General features: G+C 70.0%; 17 protein-coding genes and 1 pseudogene. 13 read left to right on the top strand and 5 right to left on the bottom strand.

All coding sequences use genetic code 11. The annotated features are described in order from the left end of the window. Positions 1-77: 77 nt before the first annotated feature. Together ITJ59_RS19120 and ITJ59_RS11200 are read right to left on the bottom strand one after the other, a co-directional pair. Positions 78-632, bottom strand: a pseudogene (locus ITJ59_RS19120) (Abi family protein); the annotation flags it as partial. 221 nt (positions 633-853) lie between these two features. Further along, a complete protein-coding gene (locus tag ITJ59_RS11200) occupies positions 854-1,192 on the bottom strand; it encodes a hypothetical protein (protein ID WP_194651168.1) in 339 nt (112 codons plus the stop codon). Positions 1,193-1,285: 93 nt separating this feature from the next. On the opposite strand from ITJ59_RS11200, the gene ITJ59_RS11195 reads away from it, so the two are divergent. Genes ITJ59_RS11195 through kdpC form a run of 5 tightly spaced genes read left to right on the top strand, consistent with a single transcriptional unit; the run spans position 1,286 to position 5,928 of the window. Continuing rightward, positions 1,286-1,456 (top strand): hypothetical protein, encoded by a 171-nt coding sequence (locus tag ITJ59_RS11195; RefSeq protein ID WP_166673509.1) that lies wholly within the window; start codon positions 1,286-1,288, stop codon positions 1,454-1,456. Beyond that, positions 1,453-1,542, top strand: coding sequence for a potassium-transporting ATPase subunit F (locus ITJ59_RS11190; RefSeq protein WP_017887940.1), 90 nt, complete (start codon positions 1,453-1,455; stop codon positions 1,540-1,542). The genes ITJ59_RS11195 and ITJ59_RS11190 overlap by 4 nt, the downstream gene beginning before the upstream one ends. Next, positions 1,542-3,230, top strand: coding sequence for a potassium-transporting ATPase subunit KdpA (kdpA, locus tag ITJ59_RS11185; RefSeq protein ID WP_194651167.1), 1,689 nt, complete (start codon positions 1,542-1,544; stop codon positions 3,228-3,230). The genes ITJ59_RS11190 and kdpA overlap by 1 nt, the downstream gene beginning before the upstream one ends. Then, positions 3,227-5,323 carry a potassium-transporting ATPase subunit KdpB gene (kdpB, locus tag ITJ59_RS11180; protein WP_194651166.1) on the top strand — a complete coding sequence of 699 codons (2,097 nt, stop codon included), beginning with the start codon at positions 3,227-3,229 and terminating at the stop codon, positions 5,321-5,323. The genes kdpA and kdpB overlap by 4 nt, the downstream gene beginning before the upstream one ends. A 2-nt stretch (positions 5,324-5,325) precedes the next feature. Further along, positions 5,326-5,928, top strand: coding sequence for a potassium-transporting ATPase subunit KdpC (kdpC, locus tag ITJ59_RS11175; RefSeq protein WP_194651165.1), 603 nt, complete (start codon positions 5,326-5,328; stop codon positions 5,926-5,928). A gap of 8 nt (positions 5,929-5,936) precedes the next feature. Here the strand turns inward: kdpC and ITJ59_RS11170 are convergent, their stop codons facing one another. Beyond that, complete coding sequence (locus ITJ59_RS11170) at positions 5,937-6,701, bottom strand: Abi family protein (protein ID WP_194651164.1); 765 nt, start codon at positions 6,699-6,701, stop codon at positions 5,937-5,939. Between the two features lie 233 nt (positions 6,702-6,934). On the opposite strand from ITJ59_RS11170, the gene ITJ59_RS11165 reads away from it, so the two are divergent. The 3 genes from ITJ59_RS11165 (at position 6,935) to ITJ59_RS11155 (ending at position 11,079) form a co-directional block, all read left to right on the top strand. Continuing rightward, the gene (locus ITJ59_RS11165) at positions 6,935-9,427 is read left to right on the top strand and encodes an ATP-binding protein (protein WP_194651163.1); all 2,493 of its coding nucleotides are present in this window, start codon (positions 6,935-6,937) and stop codon (positions 9,425-9,427) included. Further along, positions 9,424-10,104, top strand: coding sequence for a response regulator (locus ITJ59_RS11160; protein ID WP_194651162.1), 681 nt, complete (start codon positions 9,424-9,426; stop codon positions 10,102-10,104). Before ITJ59_RS11165 ends, ITJ59_RS11160 begins: the two co-directional genes overlap by 4 nt. A gap of 354 nt (positions 10,105-10,458) precedes the next feature. Beyond that, complete coding sequence (locus ITJ59_RS11155) at positions 10,459-11,079, top strand: hypothetical protein (protein ID WP_194651161.1); 621 nt, start codon at positions 10,459-10,461, stop codon at positions 11,077-11,079. Positions 11,080-11,258: 179 nt separating this feature from the next. Here the strand turns inward: ITJ59_RS11155 and ITJ59_RS11150 are convergent, their stop codons facing one another. After that, positions 11,259-12,071: a transposase gene (locus tag ITJ59_RS11150; RefSeq protein WP_194651160.1), complete on the bottom strand. Its 813-nt coding sequence runs from the start codon at positions 12,069-12,071 to the stop codon at positions 11,259-11,261. 250 nt (positions 12,072-12,321) lie between these two features. Between ITJ59_RS11150 and ITJ59_RS11145 the strand changes: the two genes are divergently transcribed. Further along, a complete protein-coding gene (locus tag ITJ59_RS11145) occupies positions 12,322-12,816 on the top strand; it encodes a helix-turn-helix domain-containing protein (protein WP_194651159.1) in 495 nt (164 codons plus the stop codon). Here ITJ59_RS11145 and ITJ59_RS11140 read toward each other — a convergent pair. Beyond that, a complete protein-coding gene (locus tag ITJ59_RS11140) occupies positions 12,800-13,645 on the bottom strand; it encodes a helix-turn-helix transcriptional regulator (protein WP_194651158.1) in 846 nt (281 codons plus the stop codon). The two genes, ITJ59_RS11145 and ITJ59_RS11140, sit on opposite strands and share 17 nt — an antisense overlap. Before the next feature lie 111 nt (positions 13,646-13,756). Between ITJ59_RS11140 and hxlB the strand changes: the two genes are divergently transcribed. The 4 genes from hxlB (at position 13,757) to ITJ59_RS11120 (ending at position 16,789) form a co-directional block, all read left to right on the top strand. Further along, positions 13,757-14,320 carry a 6-phospho-3-hexuloisomerase gene (gene hxlB, locus ITJ59_RS11135; protein WP_194651157.1) on the top strand — a complete coding sequence of 188 codons (564 nt, stop codon included), beginning with the start codon at positions 13,757-13,759 and terminating at the stop codon, positions 14,318-14,320. Between the two features lie 11 nt (positions 14,321-14,331). Then, positions 14,332-14,958 (top strand): 3-hexulose-6-phosphate synthase, encoded by a 627-nt coding sequence (gene hxlA, locus ITJ59_RS11130; protein ID WP_194651156.1) that lies wholly within the window; start codon positions 14,332-14,334, stop codon positions 14,956-14,958. Positions 14,959-15,111: 153 nt separating this feature from the next. Beyond that, positions 15,112-15,852 carry an alpha/beta hydrolase gene (locus ITJ59_RS11125; RefSeq protein WP_194651155.1) on the top strand — a complete coding sequence of 247 codons (741 nt, stop codon included), beginning with the start codon at positions 15,112-15,114 and terminating at the stop codon, positions 15,850-15,852. A gap of 169 nt (positions 15,853-16,021) precedes the next feature. Then, entirely contained in the window at positions 16,022-16,789 is a 768-nt protein-coding gene (locus ITJ59_RS11120) for an HAD family hydrolase (protein WP_194651154.1), read from the top strand. Positions 16,790-16,829: the final 40 nt, after the last annotated feature.

The raw sequence follows: 16,829 nt of genomic DNA, 5'->3' as shown, positions 1-16,829 counted from the left end.
ACCGCAACCAACTTCCGGTTGAACAGACGCGCGTGGTGCGCTGCGACGTTCCGGACGTAGTTGACCGAGGCGAGCCAGCTCAGCATCGTCTTCTTGGTCGGGACGCCGAACTCACGGGCGATCCGGGTGGCGACGTCGTTCCGGAGCCCGCCGTACAGCCGGGCGAGGTGTCCCAGCTCGAGGATCTCGGTGAGCGCCCAGATGGGCATCCGGTCGTCGTACTTGGTTCGGAAGTGTGCGACGAACTGTTCGTCAGAGGAGTCCTGTCGGTCTCGCACTCGCTGCAGCCACGCCGTGTGTGCGCTGGAGCCATCCGGTGCGTCGGGCCGTGGCGCAGTGAACGCTCCGGTGAAGAGCGTCCCGTCTTCGTGAGCGAAGGGAGTGTGCTCTCCGAGGACGTGGCCGACCTGAGTCCGAACGGCCACCTCGATCCGCTCGACACCTTCGATCACCAGGAGCCGGAGACTCCGATCGAACGCGATGAACGCTCCGGCTGCGCCGAGCTCCGTCCCTGCTCGGTACCGGTCGTAGACCTCGACGTGTCGGCGGCCGACCTCATCGGTCACCGATGACGATTCACGGAACGGGTAGAGGTACCCGGTGAGGCGGTAGTAGCCGACTTCGCGCAGCACCGAGGCCGCGACTGCGCGATCGCCGATGCGGACGCCCTTGCTCTCCAGCTTCTCGATCTGGTCGCTGATCGAGATCCACGGCTTCACGTACTCCACGTGACCCCCCCCGAGACAAGAAAATCGGCCCGAGCCGTGAGGCGAGCGGGCCGATCGTGATGACCCCACTCTACCAGGATCCGCCGAGCTTGAGCCAGCGCTCGTGGATGAGACGTGCGGAAGCGTCAGGCGACCGTGACAGGCCCACCGAACACCATCGCGATCGGTGCCAGCAGGACGACCACGGCGCAGCAGACGGCGAGCGCCGCGCGCTTCCGCCCGCGCCCGCGCGACCACCCCACCAGCGCGAGGACGAGCGCCGCGATCGCGGCCAGCCACGGCACGAACGCCAGGGGAACGGCCCAGAACCACAGCAGGAGCTGCCGCTGCTCACCGAAGAGCCAAAGCGGCCCGAAGACGACCGCCCACAGCGCACCGATCGACACCACGGCCGTGGTGAGCAGGCTCCCGGCCACGGCGGACGCCTTTGTTCCGGGGTGGGTCGGGGGAGCAGGGATCACCATGCTCCGATCGTAGGGCGGCGAGCGCGCGTTAGCGGGGCGCATGCGTCCGCCAGGGCGGCGTGAGGAAACCGTTAGGAGCGGCCTGGAGGCCCGGTGCAGGATCCAGCATCGGTCCAGGCACCACACGTGGTGCCGTCCGCGTCACCCGGCGCGGACACCGCAGACCTTCTGGAGTCCCTCGTGTTCGACGTGTTCGTCGTCGCCGGTGTCCTCGCCGTGTTCGGCGTGGTGGCACTGATCGCCAAGGGGGTGGAACGGCTGTGATCGGCATCACCATCGCGGCCGCCGTCCTCGGCATCGCCGCAGTCGTGTACCTCGTCTGGGCGCTCGTGCGTCCGGAGCGGTTCTGATGGGCGCGGGCACCGCGGACGTCTGGGCGGGGATCGTCCAGGTCGCCACACTCGTCCTGCTCCTCGTCGTCGCCTACCGCCCGCTCGGCGACTGGATGGCGAAGGTCTTCACGCCCGTCCGGCACAACCGGGTCGAGCGCGGGGTCTACCGGCTGATCGGGGTCGACCCGGACGCCGAACAGTCGTGGCCCGTGTACCTGCGGGGCGTGCTGCTCTTCAGCGTCGTCGGGCTCCTGCTCGTCTACCTGCTGCAGCGCATCCAGGTCGTCCTGCCCGGTGACCTCGGGCTGCCGGCCGTGGGCCCCTCGCTCGCGTTCAACACCGCGGCGTCGTTCGTGGCGAACACGAACTGGCAGTCGTACTCACCCGAGGTCACCGTCGGCTACAGCGTGCAGATGGCCGGGCTCGCGGTGCAGAACTTCCTGTCCGCCGCCGTCGGCCTCTCGGTCGCCGTCGCCCTGGTGCGCGGGTTCGCCCGCCGTAAGTCCGGCACGCTCGGCAACGTGTGGGTGGACGTCGTCCGCGGTGTCGGCCGACTGCTGCTGCCCGGTGCGTTCGTCTTCGCGATCGTGCTCGTCGCCGGCGGTGTCATCCAGTCGTGGGGGAGCGGCACCGACGTCACCACGCTCATCGGTGGTACACAGCACATCCCGGACGGGTTCGTCGCCTCGCAGGAGGCGATCAAGGAACTCGGCACGAACGGCGGCGGCTACTTCAACGCCAACTCGGCACACCCGTTCGAGAACCCGCAAGCGTGGACGAACCTGGTCGAGGTCTTCCTGATGCTCGTCATCCCGTTCTCGCTGCCGCGCACGTTCGGCCGGATGGTCGGCGACGACCGCCAGGGCTACGCGATCCTCGCCGTGATGGGCGCGATCTTCCTCGTGTCCCTGTCGGTCATGTCGATCGCGGAGCTCGGCGGAGCCGGTGTCGCGACCCACGCCGCCGGGGCCGCGATGGAGGGCAAGGAGGCGCGCTTCGGGATCCTCGGCACCACGCTGTTCGGCACGACGTCGACCGCGACCTCGACCGGTGCGGTGAACGGCATGTTCGACAGCTTCACCCCGATCGGCGGGATGATGGCGATGCTCAACATGATGCTCGGCGAGGTCACCCCGGGCGGTGTCGGCTCGGGCTTGTACGGCATGCTCGTGCTCGCCGTCATCACGGTGTTCATCGGCGGCCTGCTCGTCGGCCGGACGCCGGAGTACCTCGGCAAGAAGATCCGCGCGAAGGAGATGACCTTCGCGGCGCTCTACATCCTGGTGACGCCGACCCTCGTGCTCCTGGCGACCGGACTCTCGCTCGTGATCCCGGGCGTCCGCGAGCAGGTACTCGGCACGTCGATCTTCAACCCCGGCAACCACGGGCTGTCCGAGCTCCTCTACGCCTTCACCTCGGGCGCGAACAACAACGGCTCGGCCTTCGGCGGGCTCACCGCGAACACGACGTGGATGAACTCCGCGCTCGGCGTCGTGATGCTGCTCGGCCGGTTCGTGCCGATGGTGTTCGTCCTGGCGCTCGCCGGGTCCCTCGCCGCCCAGGACCGTGTGCCCGAGACCGCCGGCACGCTGCCCACCCACCGCCCGCTGTTCATCGGGCTGCTCGGCGGCGTCGCCGTCATCGTCACCGCACTCACCTACTTCCCGGTGCTCGCACTGGGTCCGCTCGCAGAAGGACTGTCATGACATCCGTGACCTCCGAGCACGAGGCGACCACCGCCCCGGAGCCGGCCATCCGCTCGTCCGCATTCGGACCGCGCCAACTGGTGGCGGGCCTCCCGGGCGCCCTGCGGAAACTCGATCCGCGACTGATGTGGCGGAACCCCGTCATGTTCATCGTCGAGGTCGGCGCAGCCCTGACGACGGCAGCCGCCGTCGTCGAGCCCTCCGCGTTCACCATCGCGATCGCGGTGTGGCTCTGGCTGACCGTCGTCTTCGCGAACCTGGCGGAGTCGGTGGCCGAGGGGCGGGGGAAGGCACAGGCCGACACGCTGCGGAAGACCCGCTCGACCACGAGTGCCCGCCGGGTGCTCGGCTACGACCAGGCCGACGCTGCAGCCGTCGCCAACGCGACCGAGGAGATCGCCTCGGTCGACCTGGCCAAGGGCGACGTGGTGGTCGTCGTCGCCGGCGAGGTGATCCCGGGCGACGGCGACGTCATCGACGGCATCGCGTCCGTCGACGAGTCGGCCGTCACCGGTGAGTCCGCGCCGGTCATCCGCGAGTCCGGCGGTGACCGCAGCGCCGTCACCGGCGGGACCCGCGTGCTGTCCGACCGGATCATCGTGCGCATCACCTCGACCCCTGGCGAGACCTTCATCGACCGGATGATCCGGCTCGTCGAGGGTGCGGCCCGGCAGAAGACGCCGAACGAGATCGCGCTCAACATCCTGCTCGCCTCGCTGTCGATCGTGTTCGTGATCGTCTGCCTGACGATGCAGCCCATCGCGGGACTCGTCGGCGCGACCGTCAGCGTGCCGGTGCTCATCGCCCTGCTCGTCTGCCTCATCCCGACCACCATCGGCGCCCTGCTCTCCGCGATCGGCATCGCCGGCATGGACCGGCTCGTGCAGCACAACGTGCTCGCGATGTCGGGCCGTGCGGTCGAGGCGGCCGGCGACATCACGACGCTGCTGCTCGACAAGACCGGCACGATCACGTACGGCAACCGTCGGGCGTCACGGGTGGTTCCGGTGCCGGGTGTGAGCGAGGCTTCGCTGATGGAAGCAGCAGCCCTGTCGAGCGCAGCGGACTCGACACCCGAAGGCCGCTCGATCGTGTCGCTCGCTGCCGACACCGGGGTCACACCGGCCCTGCCGGACGGCGCCGTCGAGGTGCCCTTCACGGCGCAGACCCGCATGTCCGGTCTGGACCTGCCGGACGGCTCGCAGATCCGGAAGGGCGCTGCTGCGGCAGTGCTCGCCTGGGCGGACACCACCGAAGCCGGTGTGGTGTCGGCCATCGACGCGACCGTCGCGGAGATCTCCGACCAGGGCGGCACCCCCCTCGTCGTCGGCCGCCGTTCCGCGGACGGCGTGGTCGCCCTGCTCGGCGTCGTGCACCTGAAGGACGTCGTCAAGGACGGCATGGCGGCCCGGTTCGCCGAGCTCCGGTCGATGGGCATCCGCACGGTGATGATCACCGGCGACAACCCCCGTACCGCCGCCGCGATCGCGCACGAGGCCGGTGTCGACGACTTCCTCGCCGAGGCCACCCCGGAGGACAAGCTCGCCTACATCAAGCGCGAGCAGGAGGGCGGCAACCTCGTCGCCATGACCGGTGACGGCACCAACGACGCCCCGGCCCTGGCGCAGGCGGACGTCGGCGTCGCGATGAACACCGGCACGACGGCGGCGAAGGAGGCGGGCAACATGGTCGACCTCGACTCCGACCCGACCAAGCTCATCGACGTCGTCCGCATCGGCAAGCAGCTGCTCATCACCCGTGGGGCCCTGACCACCTTCTCCATCGCCAACGACGTCGCGAAGTACTTCGCGATCATCCCGGCGATGTTCCAGGCGGCGTTCCCCGGGCTCGCGGCGCTCAACGTCATGGGGCTGCACAGCCCGTCGTCCGCGATCCTGTCGGCGGTCATCTTCAACGCGCTCGTCATCGTGGCGCTCATCCCGCTGTCCCTGCGCGGCGTGAAGTACCGCGCGGCCGCAGCATCGTCGATCCTCGGCCGCAACCTGCTCGTCTACGGGCTCGGCGGCGTGGTCGTCCCCTTCATCGGCATCAAGCTGATCGACCTCGTGGTCGGTCTCATCCCGGGGTTCTAGTCATGGCATCTGCACGTTCCACCGTCCGTTCCGCTGGTGTGGCCATCCGCCTCACCCTGCTCGCCACCGTCGTGCTCGGCGTCGGCTACCCGCTCGCCGTCTGGGGCGTCGGCCAGGGGGTGTTCCACGACCAGGCCAACGGCTCGATGGTCACCGACTCGTCCGGCGCCGTCGTCGGGTCGTCGCTCGTCGGGCAGTCGTTCACCGGCAAGCAGGCCGACCGTTGGTTCCAGTCGCGGCCGTCCGCCGCCGGCGAGGACGGGTACGACGCCGGGGCGTCCTCCGGCTCGAACCTCGGGCCGAACAACCCCGATCTGCTCAAGTCCGTCCAGGAGCGCCGGGCGGCGCTGGCGAAGGCTGACGGCGTGCCCGCCGCGCAGGTGCCTGCCGACGCGGTCACGGCCTCGGGCTCGGGCCTCGACCCGGACATCAGCCCCGCGTACGCCGCGCAGCAGGTGGCGCGGGTGGCGGAGGCTCGGGGCCTGTCCACCGATCGGGTGCGGGCACTGGTGTCGCAGCACACCGAGTCCCGGCAGCTCGGGTTCCTCGGTGAGCCCGTGGTGAACGTCCTGGAGCTGAACCTGGCGCTGGCGAAATCCTCCTGACCGTGCGGTCACCTCGCCGCCCAGCTCGGCCGTCCGCCGATGCCGTCGATCAGATCGTCGTGCTCGTCGATCAGTCGTCGGACGGCATCGGCGTGACGGTCGCACGGCCCGACGGTCTCGGCGAGGTGGGCGAGCAGCTCGAGGGAGTGCACCGGCGTGCGCTTCGGCAGCCCCTCGAGTCGCGCGACCAGGTCGGCGGGGGAGCGGAAGGTCGGCGGAGGGATCCGGAAGCTGCGGCCCCAGAGCCTCGTGTGATGGGCGCAGCAGTTCCGGACGTGCGTGATGTGGTGCAGGCACGGGCGGATCGTCGCAGGGGGCAAGCGAATTGCTTCCGCCACCTCGTCCCGAGCGGTGGGTTCCAACCCGCAGGTGAGGCGGGACAGTTCACCGAGGCTGAGCTCTTCGGCGAGCATCCCGAACGGCACCCGTTCGAAGCGCCGCTCGTGCCACGCCGAACGGATGGCGGGATCTGCCGTTCGGTCGAGCGCCGCCCGAGCATGTCGGAGGAGCGCACGGTGATCGAAGGTGTCACGGAACGCCCGACGGTCGAGGTACCAGTGCGATCCGAATCGAGCTGCGCCCAGCGCGTCCAGATGGCCACGCAGGGCGAGTTCGATGCGCTCGGACAGACCGAGGGCGACGGAGCGGAGCCCACTGTCGAAATCGTGCACTCTCCGGACCGAGGCGTCGGAAGGGTCGAGACCTCGTTCGTGCAGTGCTTGGCGGAACTGCGCGGTGCGGTAACGCGAGATTGCGGCCGAGGCGTCGGGCATCGAAAGGCTCCGAGATCGAGGGAACTGATGATCTCGGGCAAGCCGGCAGCAACTACAGCGTGGGGAACGAACGTGAGCGGTGAAGAACTCCGTCCCGCGTCCGAGACGGACGCGGGACGGGACAGTCCCACCCGATTTGAGGAAGCCGAGGCTCGAGCCTTGGTGGGAACGGTTGCGAGAAGTATATCAGTCGACCGGATGCCCTGCAACAGCGGACGCGAGAGGATGAGCACGTGAAGCGCGGCAAGCTGCGGGTCCTGCTCGGTGCCGCACCGGGCGTCGGAAAGACGTTCACGATGCTCGAAGAGGGGCGTCGTCTGCTCGACGAGGGGCGCGATGTGGTCGTCGCCGTCGTCGAGACGCACGAGCGCGCCGCCACCGCAGCGCTCGTCGAAGGCCTCGAGGTCGTCCCGCGCCGCACCGTGTCCCACCGCGGCGTCGAACTCGACGACCTGGACCTCGACGCCGTGATCGCCCGCGCCCCCGCGATCGCACTGGTCGACGAGCTCGCGCACACGAACGCCCCCGGCGGCCACCACGAGAAGCGGTGGCAGGACGTCGAGGCGCTGCGCGACGCCGGCATCGACGTCATCTCGACGGTGAACGTGCAGCACATGCAGTCCCTCGGCGACGTCGTCCGCGAGATCACCGGCACGGTGCAACGCGAGACCGTGCCGGATGCCGTGGTGCGGGCTGCGGACCAGATCGAGGTCGTCGACCTGGCCCCGGCGGCCCTGCGCGAACGGCTGTCCGACGGGCTCGTGTACCCGGCGGCCCGGATCGACGCCGCGCTGTCGAACTACTTCCGGCTCGGCAACCTCACCGCCCTGCGCGAGATCGCGCTGCTCTGGCTGGCGGACGAGGTCGACGACGCGCTCAAGGCCTACCGCGCCGAGCACGGCATCGAGCACCGGTGGGAGACCCGGGAGCGCGTGCTCGTCGCCCTGACCGGCGGCCCCGAGGGCGAGACCCTGCTGCGTCGCGGCGCCCGGATCGCCGCGCGCAGCGCCGGTGGCGAACTCGCCGCCGTGCACGTCACGACGAACGACGGCCTGCGCGAACGCCACCCGGGTGCGCTCGGGTCGCAACGCACCCTGCTCGAACAGCTCGGTGGCACGTACCACCAGGTCGTCGGTGACGACGTACCCACCACCCTCGTGCGGTTCGCGCGGTCGATCGACGCCACGCAGATCGTCATCGGGGTCAGCCGCCGCAGCCGTCTCGCCGCCGCCCTCACCGGCCCTGGCATCGGCAACACCGTGATCCGCGAATCCGGTGACATCGACGTGCACGTGGTCACCCACGAGCGCGCTGGCGGCGGGATCGCCCTGCCGAAGCTCGGCGGGAGCCTGTCGCGGGGGCGTGTGCTCGCGGCGTTCGCGCTCTCGCTCGTCCTCGGTCCGCTGCTGACGTGGCTGCTGTCGCTCAGCAACGACCCGGACGCCATCACCGTGGACGTCCTGGCGTACCAGCTGCTCGTGCTCGTCGTGGCGCTCGTCGGCGGGATGTGGCCGGCGGTGTTCACGGCGGTGCTGTCCGGACTGAGCCTCGACTTCTTCTTCGTCCAACCCCTGCACATGGTCACGGTGCAGCAGCCGTGGCACCTCTTCGCCCTCGTCATGTACGTGATCAGTGCCGTGCTCGTCAGCTTCGTGGTCGACCGGTCCGCCCGACGGTCGCGTGCCGCCCGCCGCGCCGCCGCGGAGTCGGGGCTGCTGATGGGGATCGCCGGCAGCGTGCTCCGCGGTGACGACGCGCTGCAGGCCCTGCTCGACCGCACCCGCGAGGCCTTCGGTTTCACCGGCGTCCGGATCCGGCAGGGGAACGAGGAGCCGGCCACGTCGGGGACGTTCGGTGAGACGCCGGACGCCTCCACGAGCCTCCCGTCCGGTGCCGTGCTCGAGTTCGCAGGCGCCGCCGACGACCCGACCCAGCGTCGACTGCTGCGCGTCGTCGAGCAACAGCTCGACGCCGCGGTCGAGCACCGGTCGCTGACGCGCACCGCATTGGACGCGGAGCGGATCGCCGCGGCGGACCGCGTCCGCAGCGCGATCCTCGCCGCCGTCGGTCACGACGTCCGCCGGCCGATCGCGGCCGCCTCCGCCGCCGTCCAGTCCCTGCGTGCGCTGGACGTCGACCTGTCACGGGCCGACCGGGAGGCACTGCTCGCGACCGCCGACGAGAGCCTCGGTCAGCTGGCGGTGCTGTTGACAGACCTGTTGGACGTCAGCCGGGTGCAGGCGGGTGTGCTCGCCGTCGCGTCCGGGCCGCTGGCCCTCGACACGGTGGTCGCCCCCGCGCTCGACGAGCTCGAGCTCGGCCCCGGAGACGTCGACCTCGACCTGCCCGCCGACCTGCCCCCGGTCCTCGCCGACCCCGTCCTGCTGCAGCGGGTCGTCGTGAACCTGCTCGCGAACGCCGTCCGCTACGCACCCGACGGCACCCGTGTACGCGTCGCCGCGAGCGCCTTCGGCGGTGGCGTCGAACTCCGGATCGCGGACCACGGTCCGGGGATCCCGTCCGACCGGGTCGACGAGGTCTTCCAGCCGTTCCAGCGCCTCGGGGACACCGACAACGAGACGGGCCTCGGTCTCGGGCTGGCGCTCGCCCGGGGCTTCACCGAGGGCATGGGCGGCACGATCGAGGTCGACGACACCCCGGGCGGTGGGCTCACCGTCGTGGTGCGACTGCCGATCGCCGGGCACGTCGGAGTGGAGCTCCGATGAAGGTCCTGATCGCCGACGACGACGCGCAACTCGTCCGGGCGCTCTCCGTGACGCTCGCCGCCCGCGGCTACGAGGTCGTGACGGCGAAGGACGGCCGCGCGGCCATCGACGCGGTCATCACCGAACGCCCCGACCTGGTGCTGCTCGACCTCGGCATGCCGCGGTTGGACGGCATCGGCGTGCTCGAGGGCATCCGCGGTTGGTCGCAGGTGCCGGTGCTCGTGCTTTCCGGCCGGACCGACTCGTCCGACAAGGTCGACGCGCTCGACGCCGGTGCCGACGACTACGTGACGAAGCCGTTCCAGATGGACGAGCTGTTGGCGCGTCTGCGGGCCCTCGGGCGGCGCCGTGCTCCCGCGGGCGCGGACAGTGCGCCGACGATCCGCATCGGGGACCTCGTCGTCGACCTCGTCGCGAAGCAGGTCACGCCGGCGAGCGGTCCCGCGATCCGACTGACCCCGACGGAGTGGCGACTGCTCGAGGTGCTCGTCACGAACCCCGATCGGCTGATGACCCGCGAGATGCTCCTGACCGAGGTGTGGGGGCCGTCGCACGGCAACGACTCCGGGTACCTGCGGCTGTACATGGCGCAGCTGCGCCGGAAGCTCGAGCCGGACACCGCGCACCCGCGCTACCTGGTCACCGAGTCCGGCATGGGCTACCGCTTCGCGCCGTGATTCTCAATCAGGTTTGTCAAGCCGGGAGGTCCGGTTGCTGCCGAAGGCTTCCAGGCAAGAAAGCGCGTAGCGCACAAAACTGCGTCGACCGAAGGTCGTCTTCGTCGGCCCATGGTCAACATCAGCCGGCGTCTGCACTGGTCTTTTCGGCTCGTTCAGGTCCTCTCAGGAACGGCGCCAAGATCACATTTGGCCTTGTGCCGCCTATGCAGCCGCGTAGCGTTGCTCCTGCTTGCAAGCGCATCAGGGGGCATCTCGCTGCAGGAGATTGCCGCATCCTCGAATCGAAAGACGGATTTGAACATGCGATCAACGAAACGAACCAGCGTGCGGGCTGCTGTCGCAGTCTGCGCAGTGATCGGCGCCATCTACGGCTTCGGCACCACAGGCGCGGTCGCTGCAACACCTGCCGCACCGACTACTTCAGCTCCATCAGCCGACCCGACCTCGGATCCAGCCGGGGACGCCTCGGCTGCACCTCCCGACGGCCACTGGGTAGCGCTCAACCCGGTCACGGCAGCCGCTCCCGCAGTGCCGACGCACGTCCTGACGAAGGGCTCGTGCCCTGCGGGCACGACGAACTACTCCGGCGCGAAGCACCCCTACAGCTGCCTGGCAGTATTCCTGGACGGCGGCCACCACCAGGTCGGCCTCCGCATCGGACGATCAGGTAGCGAAAACTCCGCGTTCGGCTATCTCCACGCCCTGCAGGACCACAACGTCGAGGAGCAGACGATCGAGCACGCCGTGCAGATCAACGCCGCCGGGGTCCTCCAGCCAAATAACCGTCGGCTTTACGGAGCTGAGTTCGTTGCCAAGGGCAAGGCAACGGAGGAGTTCATCGCGTTCGAGGAGCGTGCGCCGTCCTCGGCTTCGCCGGATAAGTACGACCTGGGGATCGTGACTGCGTACTGCACTGCCGCGCCGAGCGGCCCCATCTCGAGGTGCCCGGACTGGGTGAACGACTCGCTGTGATACCAGAACAGGTGCGGCAGCTCGCGACGTTCCTCCCGACAGACTGGGGACACGTCGGACCGTCGATCGTCCAACCGAGTGCAGCCCCACCCGAAGGGTTTGAAGGCACTCGCGCGTTCAACCCAAACGGCGGCCCTGCACCATCGGTGAAGACACCGATTCGGATCCTCGGAGCCACTTCAATCGACACTGACCTGGTGCTTCGGCTGCACCTTGAGCACGCGGGCACTGCTCTCGTGATCGTGTGGGTCGTGGCTTTGGCGGGGACGTCGAAGGATGTGCCGCTTCGTGAAGTCTCGAGCAGTATCTGGGCCATGCTGCTGCGGCGGGTCTCGGGTGACCTGCTTTCGCAGACGGTCGTGACCAGCACCGGCGTCCGCCTGCTGATCGACTAGCTCCGCTTGCCCATCCCCGGTAGGAGCCAATTTGGCTTCTACCGGGGACTCGAACGGAACTCGGTCGCGGAGGACCGCCCAGATGACGTTGATCCGGCGACGTGCAAGGGCGATGAGTGCTCGCTTGTGCGACTTCCCTTCGGCGCGCTTGCGCTGGTAGAACGCTTTCGAAGTGGGGCACGTCCGGGACGCGATGAACGTGGCTTGGAAGCAGGCGTTCAGGAGTCGGCGGTCGTAGCCTCTCGGGCGATGGTGGTTGCCGGAGATCTTCCCGGAATCGCGTGGAACGGGTGCGAAGCTGGCGAGCCAGTCGGGGGTCTCGAACACGGTGAGGTCAGCGCCGCTTGCGGCGAGGAAGTCGGCAGCGAGCCGGTAGCTGAACCCGGGGATGCTGACCAGCAGTCGCGCGGGCTCGCTGCCTTCGAGCGCGGCGTCCATCTCTGCTTCGATCTCGGCGAGTTCGTCGCGGATGCGCAGCAGGTCACGTGCAGCTCGGTTGACGAGCCGCGCCGCCGCGGCTTCCCCGATGACAACGGCTTTCTGCTCCTGGGCCGCTTCGACGGCAGTTCTCGCGATCGCCGGGCATGCAGTGTCCATTCGTTGAGTGAGGTGGGTGCGCCGTGAACGGCTGTGCCGGCATGTCCTCACTGGGCGAACGGTTCGCGTTTCTCGATGAGCGGTCCTGCCGTTGCGGAGTCCCGGGCGGCTCATCACGGCAAGCCATCAGTGGGCTGAAGGCGGTGACGGGTGCCGACGGATCGCTGTCGGGTGGCTGTCAGGTCGCTGTCGTGCAGGTGTCGTGTGCGTGTCGTGGTGCGTCGTTCAGCGAATCCCTAGTGTTCAGGGCATGAACGAGATGCGGATCGGTGAGCTCCGGCGACTGCGCGGGTGGACCCAGGAACGCCTGGCCGAGGCGAGCGGCCTCGCGGTGCGGACGGTGCAGCGGATGGAGAGCGGCAACGACGCGAGCCTGGAGTCGCTGTCGTCGGTGGCCGCGGCACTCGAGGTCCCTGTGCGGGACCTGTTCGTCACCGACGAGCAGGAGGCTCTCGAGCCCGGGGTGCGCGGACTCGACGAGCGCGCCGAGCAGCAGCAGGCGCAGCGCGAGTCGGCGACGCGGGGCTGGCAGTACCTGTACTCCGGCGTGGGCATCGTCGTGACACTCGGCACCATCGCCCTCATCGGTGCGGGGGTCTGGACGGGGTTCGCGATCTTCGTGATCCCCGTGTACTGGGCTGGAGGCAGGTTGCTCTCGCAGTTCCTGATGGCGACCGTCGTCGAGCCGTCGCTCGACCGTCGCTACCCGTTGTCGCGGTCCCGCCGGGTCATGCGCGGGAACTGAAGGCGGCGAGCTCGGCGCGGGTCCGGGCGCCGTGCTTCCGGAGCAGGTTCGCCACGTGGTACTTCACGGTGTTCACGCTGATGCCGAGGCCCTCGGCGATCTCGCGGTTGCCGACGCCCGTCGCGACCAGGCGCAGCACGTCGCGCTCCCGCGGGGTGAGGTCGTCGTCCGCGACCGAGTCCACCGCGGTCGGCGACGGGTCGAGGGGCAGCGAGATGTCGAGCACCGAGCCCCAGTCCGGTGTGCTCGAGACCTGCACCCGCCCGTCGAGCGTGACGACCCGTTCCGCGATCGGGCGCATGGCGTCGTCGTGCACGTCGAGGGTGCCGGAGCCGTCGTCGCGGAGCTGCATGAGCAGGTTCCGGCCGTCGCAGTCCCACTGGATGCGGACCCGCTTGGCCGCCCCGCCGTCGACCAGGGCCAGGACGGCGGTCCGGACGATGGCCCGGGCGGCGTGGGCGACGTCACCGGGCAGCGCGCGGCCGGTGGTCGGCGGTTCGACGAACTGCACGTCGAGGTCGCCGAACCGGACGAGGGGACGCAGGTCGGCACGGAGCCGCGAGAACGCTCCGGTGACCGGCTCGAGCAGGGTGCTGCGCTGCTGATCGGTCACGGTCCGCAGATCGACGAGTGCGGCCGAGGCGATCTCGACGGCCTCGGCCCGGGCGGCTGCGTCGGACACCCGCGGTGAGCGGAGCACGGCGAGCACGGACTCCAGGGTGAGCGCATGGCGGTCCGCCTGCTCCGCGACGGTCCTGGCGTGCTCCGAGGCCGCGAGCCGACTGGCGGGCTCGCCACGGGCCTCCCGGTCGGGTGCGATGGCGTCCATGGGAGCCGAACCTACCTGTCCCACCCGTGCGGACGGGGCCACCCGATCGGGTGGGACGCCCGTCGACGCGGGTAGCGGTGCGACGAGCCGCGCCGCGGCAAGCTCGTGGACATGGCAGAACCCACCGTCACCGCATCGCTCGACGTGATCGTGCGCGAGGTCACCGACCTCGCCGCGAACGTCGACGACGAGTCGGCCGAGCGCGCCCTCGACCTGGTCGACCGGGGCCACCGCGTCTTCGTGCACGGCGCCGGCCGCTCCGGGCTCGCACTCCGGATGACCGCGATGCGCCTCATGCACCTCGGTCGCGACGCCTACGTCGTCGGCGAGGTCACGACCCCCGCGATCGCCTCGGGCGACGTGCTGCTCGTGGCGAGCGGTTCCGGCACGACCACCGGCATCGTGCAGGCGGCCCGAACCGCGCACGACGTCGGCGCGTCCGTCGTCGCGTTCTCGACCACTGACGACTCCCCGTTGTCCGAGGTCGCGGACGTCACGCTCGTGCTGCCGGCCGCGACGAAGACCGACCGCTCCGGCACGGCCTCGGCGCAGTACGCCGGCAGCCTCTTCGAACAGGCGGTCGCCCTGGTCGGCGACGCCCTGTTCCACACGCTCTGGGCCCGCGGCGGGCAGTCCGCCGACGACCTCTGGCCCCGACACGCCAACCTCGAATGAAAGGCATCCACATGCAGCTCCAGTTCGCCATGGACACCCTGACCACCGAAGCCGCCCTCGAGCTCGCCGCCGCGGCCGCACCGCACGTCGACGTCCTCGAGCTCGGCACGCCCCTGATCAAGAGCGCCGGCCTGTCCGCCGTCACCGCGATCAAGGAAGCCCACCCGGACAAGATCGTGTTCGCCGACCTCAAGACGATGGACGCCGGCGAGCTCGAGGCCGACATCGCGTTCTCGGCCGGTGCCGACCTGGTCACAGTCCTCGGTGTCGCCGGTGACTCCACCATCGTCGGTGCCGTCAAGGCCGCGAAGAAGCACGGCAAGGGCATCGTCGTCGACCTGATCGGCGTCTCCGACAAGGCCGCCCGTGCGCGCGAGGTCGTCGCGCTCGGCGCCGAGTTCGTCGAGGTCCACGCCGGGCTCGACGAGCAGGCGGAAGAGGGCTTCACGTTCGGGGCTCTGCTCGACGCCGGCAAGGAGTCGGGTGTGCCGTTCTCGATCGCCGGTGGCGTGAACGCGTCCTCCGTCGCCTCGGTGCAGGATGCCGGTGCCCGCATCGCCGTCGCCGGCAGCGCGATCTACAGCGCGTCGGACGTCGGCGCAGCAGCCGCCGAGATCCGCGCCGCGATCACGGCGTAGCGTTCCGGGCGCCGGGCGCCGGGTGCGCGTGCGCCGCATGCGCCGCGTGCGCCCGTGCGCCGCGTGCGCCCGTCGAGTGAGCAGAAGACGTCGAGTGCGATCACCGCACCCGACGTCTTCTGCACACTCAGCGCCCCGCCGTACGGTGGTTGCATGAACCGAGTGCTGCGGTGGACCGCGTGGATCGTCGCCGTGATCGTGCTGATCGCCGTGGTGTTCCTGGTCTGGGCGCACATCGTCATGCAGGGCACACGGAGTGCAGCGCTGCAGGTGTGGCGCGACGACCGCGTGGCCGTCCAGGACGCCGGCGACTCCGTGGTGATGACCCCGACGGGCACCGCGAACGGCAAGGGCATCGTGTTCATCCCCGGTGCCAAGGTCGACCCGTACGCGTACATGGCGACGTTCCGTCAGGTGGTCGCGGGCGGCACGACGGTGATCATCACGAAGCCGACGCTCAACCTCGCGTTCTTCGACACCCGTCCGCTCTCGACCTTCGAGTCCCACGCGCCCGACGTCGCCACGTGGGCGGTCGGCGGACACTCGCTCGGAGGGGTGCGCGCCTGCCAGCTCGCGCAGGACGCCGACGGCCTGCTGCTGCTCGGCAGTTACTGCGCGAACGACATCAGCACGTCCTACATCGACGTGTTGAGCGTGTCGGGATCGCGCGACGGGCTCTCCACGCCTGCCAAGGTCGCGGCAGCTCGCCACCTGTTGCCGTCCACCGCGACGATGACCGAGATCGACGGGTCGAACCACGCTGACTTCGGTGCGTACGGCGCCCAGCCCGGTGACGACACCGCGACGATCTCGCGGGCCGCTGCACGGCAGCAGATCAGTGCGGCGATCGAGGCCTGGGCGGAGGACCTCCCGCCGGCTCCCGGACTGCGCTGACCACGGTCCCGCTCGCCAGGACGGCGCACGCAGCCGGCTGATCCCCGCACAGCGAACGACTGTGTGAACTCTTTCCACAGACGAGCGGCGCGGCGGAACACGGGTCCTGGAGCGGTCCTAGACTCGTCCGGAAGCAACGTCGACCACCCCGTCCCCTGGAGGGCAGCAGATGACGACGCCGACCCGGCGCACACCCGCGCGACTCGCGGACACGCGAGCGCTCCTGTTCGACCTGGACGGTGTCCTCACCCCCACCGCCGACGTCCACATGCGCGCCTGGAGCCGACTCTTCACGCCGTACCTCGAGGCACACGGGGTCGCGCCGTACACGCAGGCCGACTACTTCGCGTTCATCGACGGCAAGCCGCGGTACGACGGTGTGCGGTCGCTGCTCGAGTCGCGCGGGATCGAGCTCCCGCTCGGCACCCCCGACGATGCTCCGGACGACGACACCGTGTGCGGCCTCGGCAACCGCAAGAACGCCGAGTTCACCGCCGAGCTGGACGAGCACGGTGTCGAGCCGTACCCCGGCTCGTTGCGGTTCCTCACGACGGCGATCGAGGCCGGACTGCACGTCGCCGTCGTGTCGAGTTCCGCGAACGCCGTCGTGGTGCTCCGGACCGCCGGCATCCTCGACCGGTTCCCCGTCGTCGTCGACGGGCTGGTCGCGCGGCAGGACGGCCTCGCCGGCAAACCCGCTCCCGACACCTACCTGGACGCCGCTGGTCGCTTCGGGCTGACCGCCGCGGAGTGTGTCGTGGTCGAGGACGCCACGAGCGGCGTCGAAGCCGGGCGGAACGGGGCCTTCGGACTGGTGATCGGAGTCGACCGCGGAGCGGGCGCCGACGCGCTGCGCGAGCACGGCGCGGACGTCGTGGTGACCGACCTCGCCGACCTGATCACGGAACTGCCCCAGCCGGCAGTGAGCACGACGTAGGCCGACGGACCGGGGGCGAGTCGCGCCTCCAGTCCGAACC

This window comes from Curtobacterium sp. VKM Ac-1393, assembly GCF_015350995.1.
Taxonomy (GTDB): domain Bacteria; phylum Actinomycetota; class Actinomycetes; order Actinomycetales; family Microbacteriaceae; genus Curtobacterium.
This window is presented reverse-complemented; position numbering and strand designations above follow the sequence as displayed.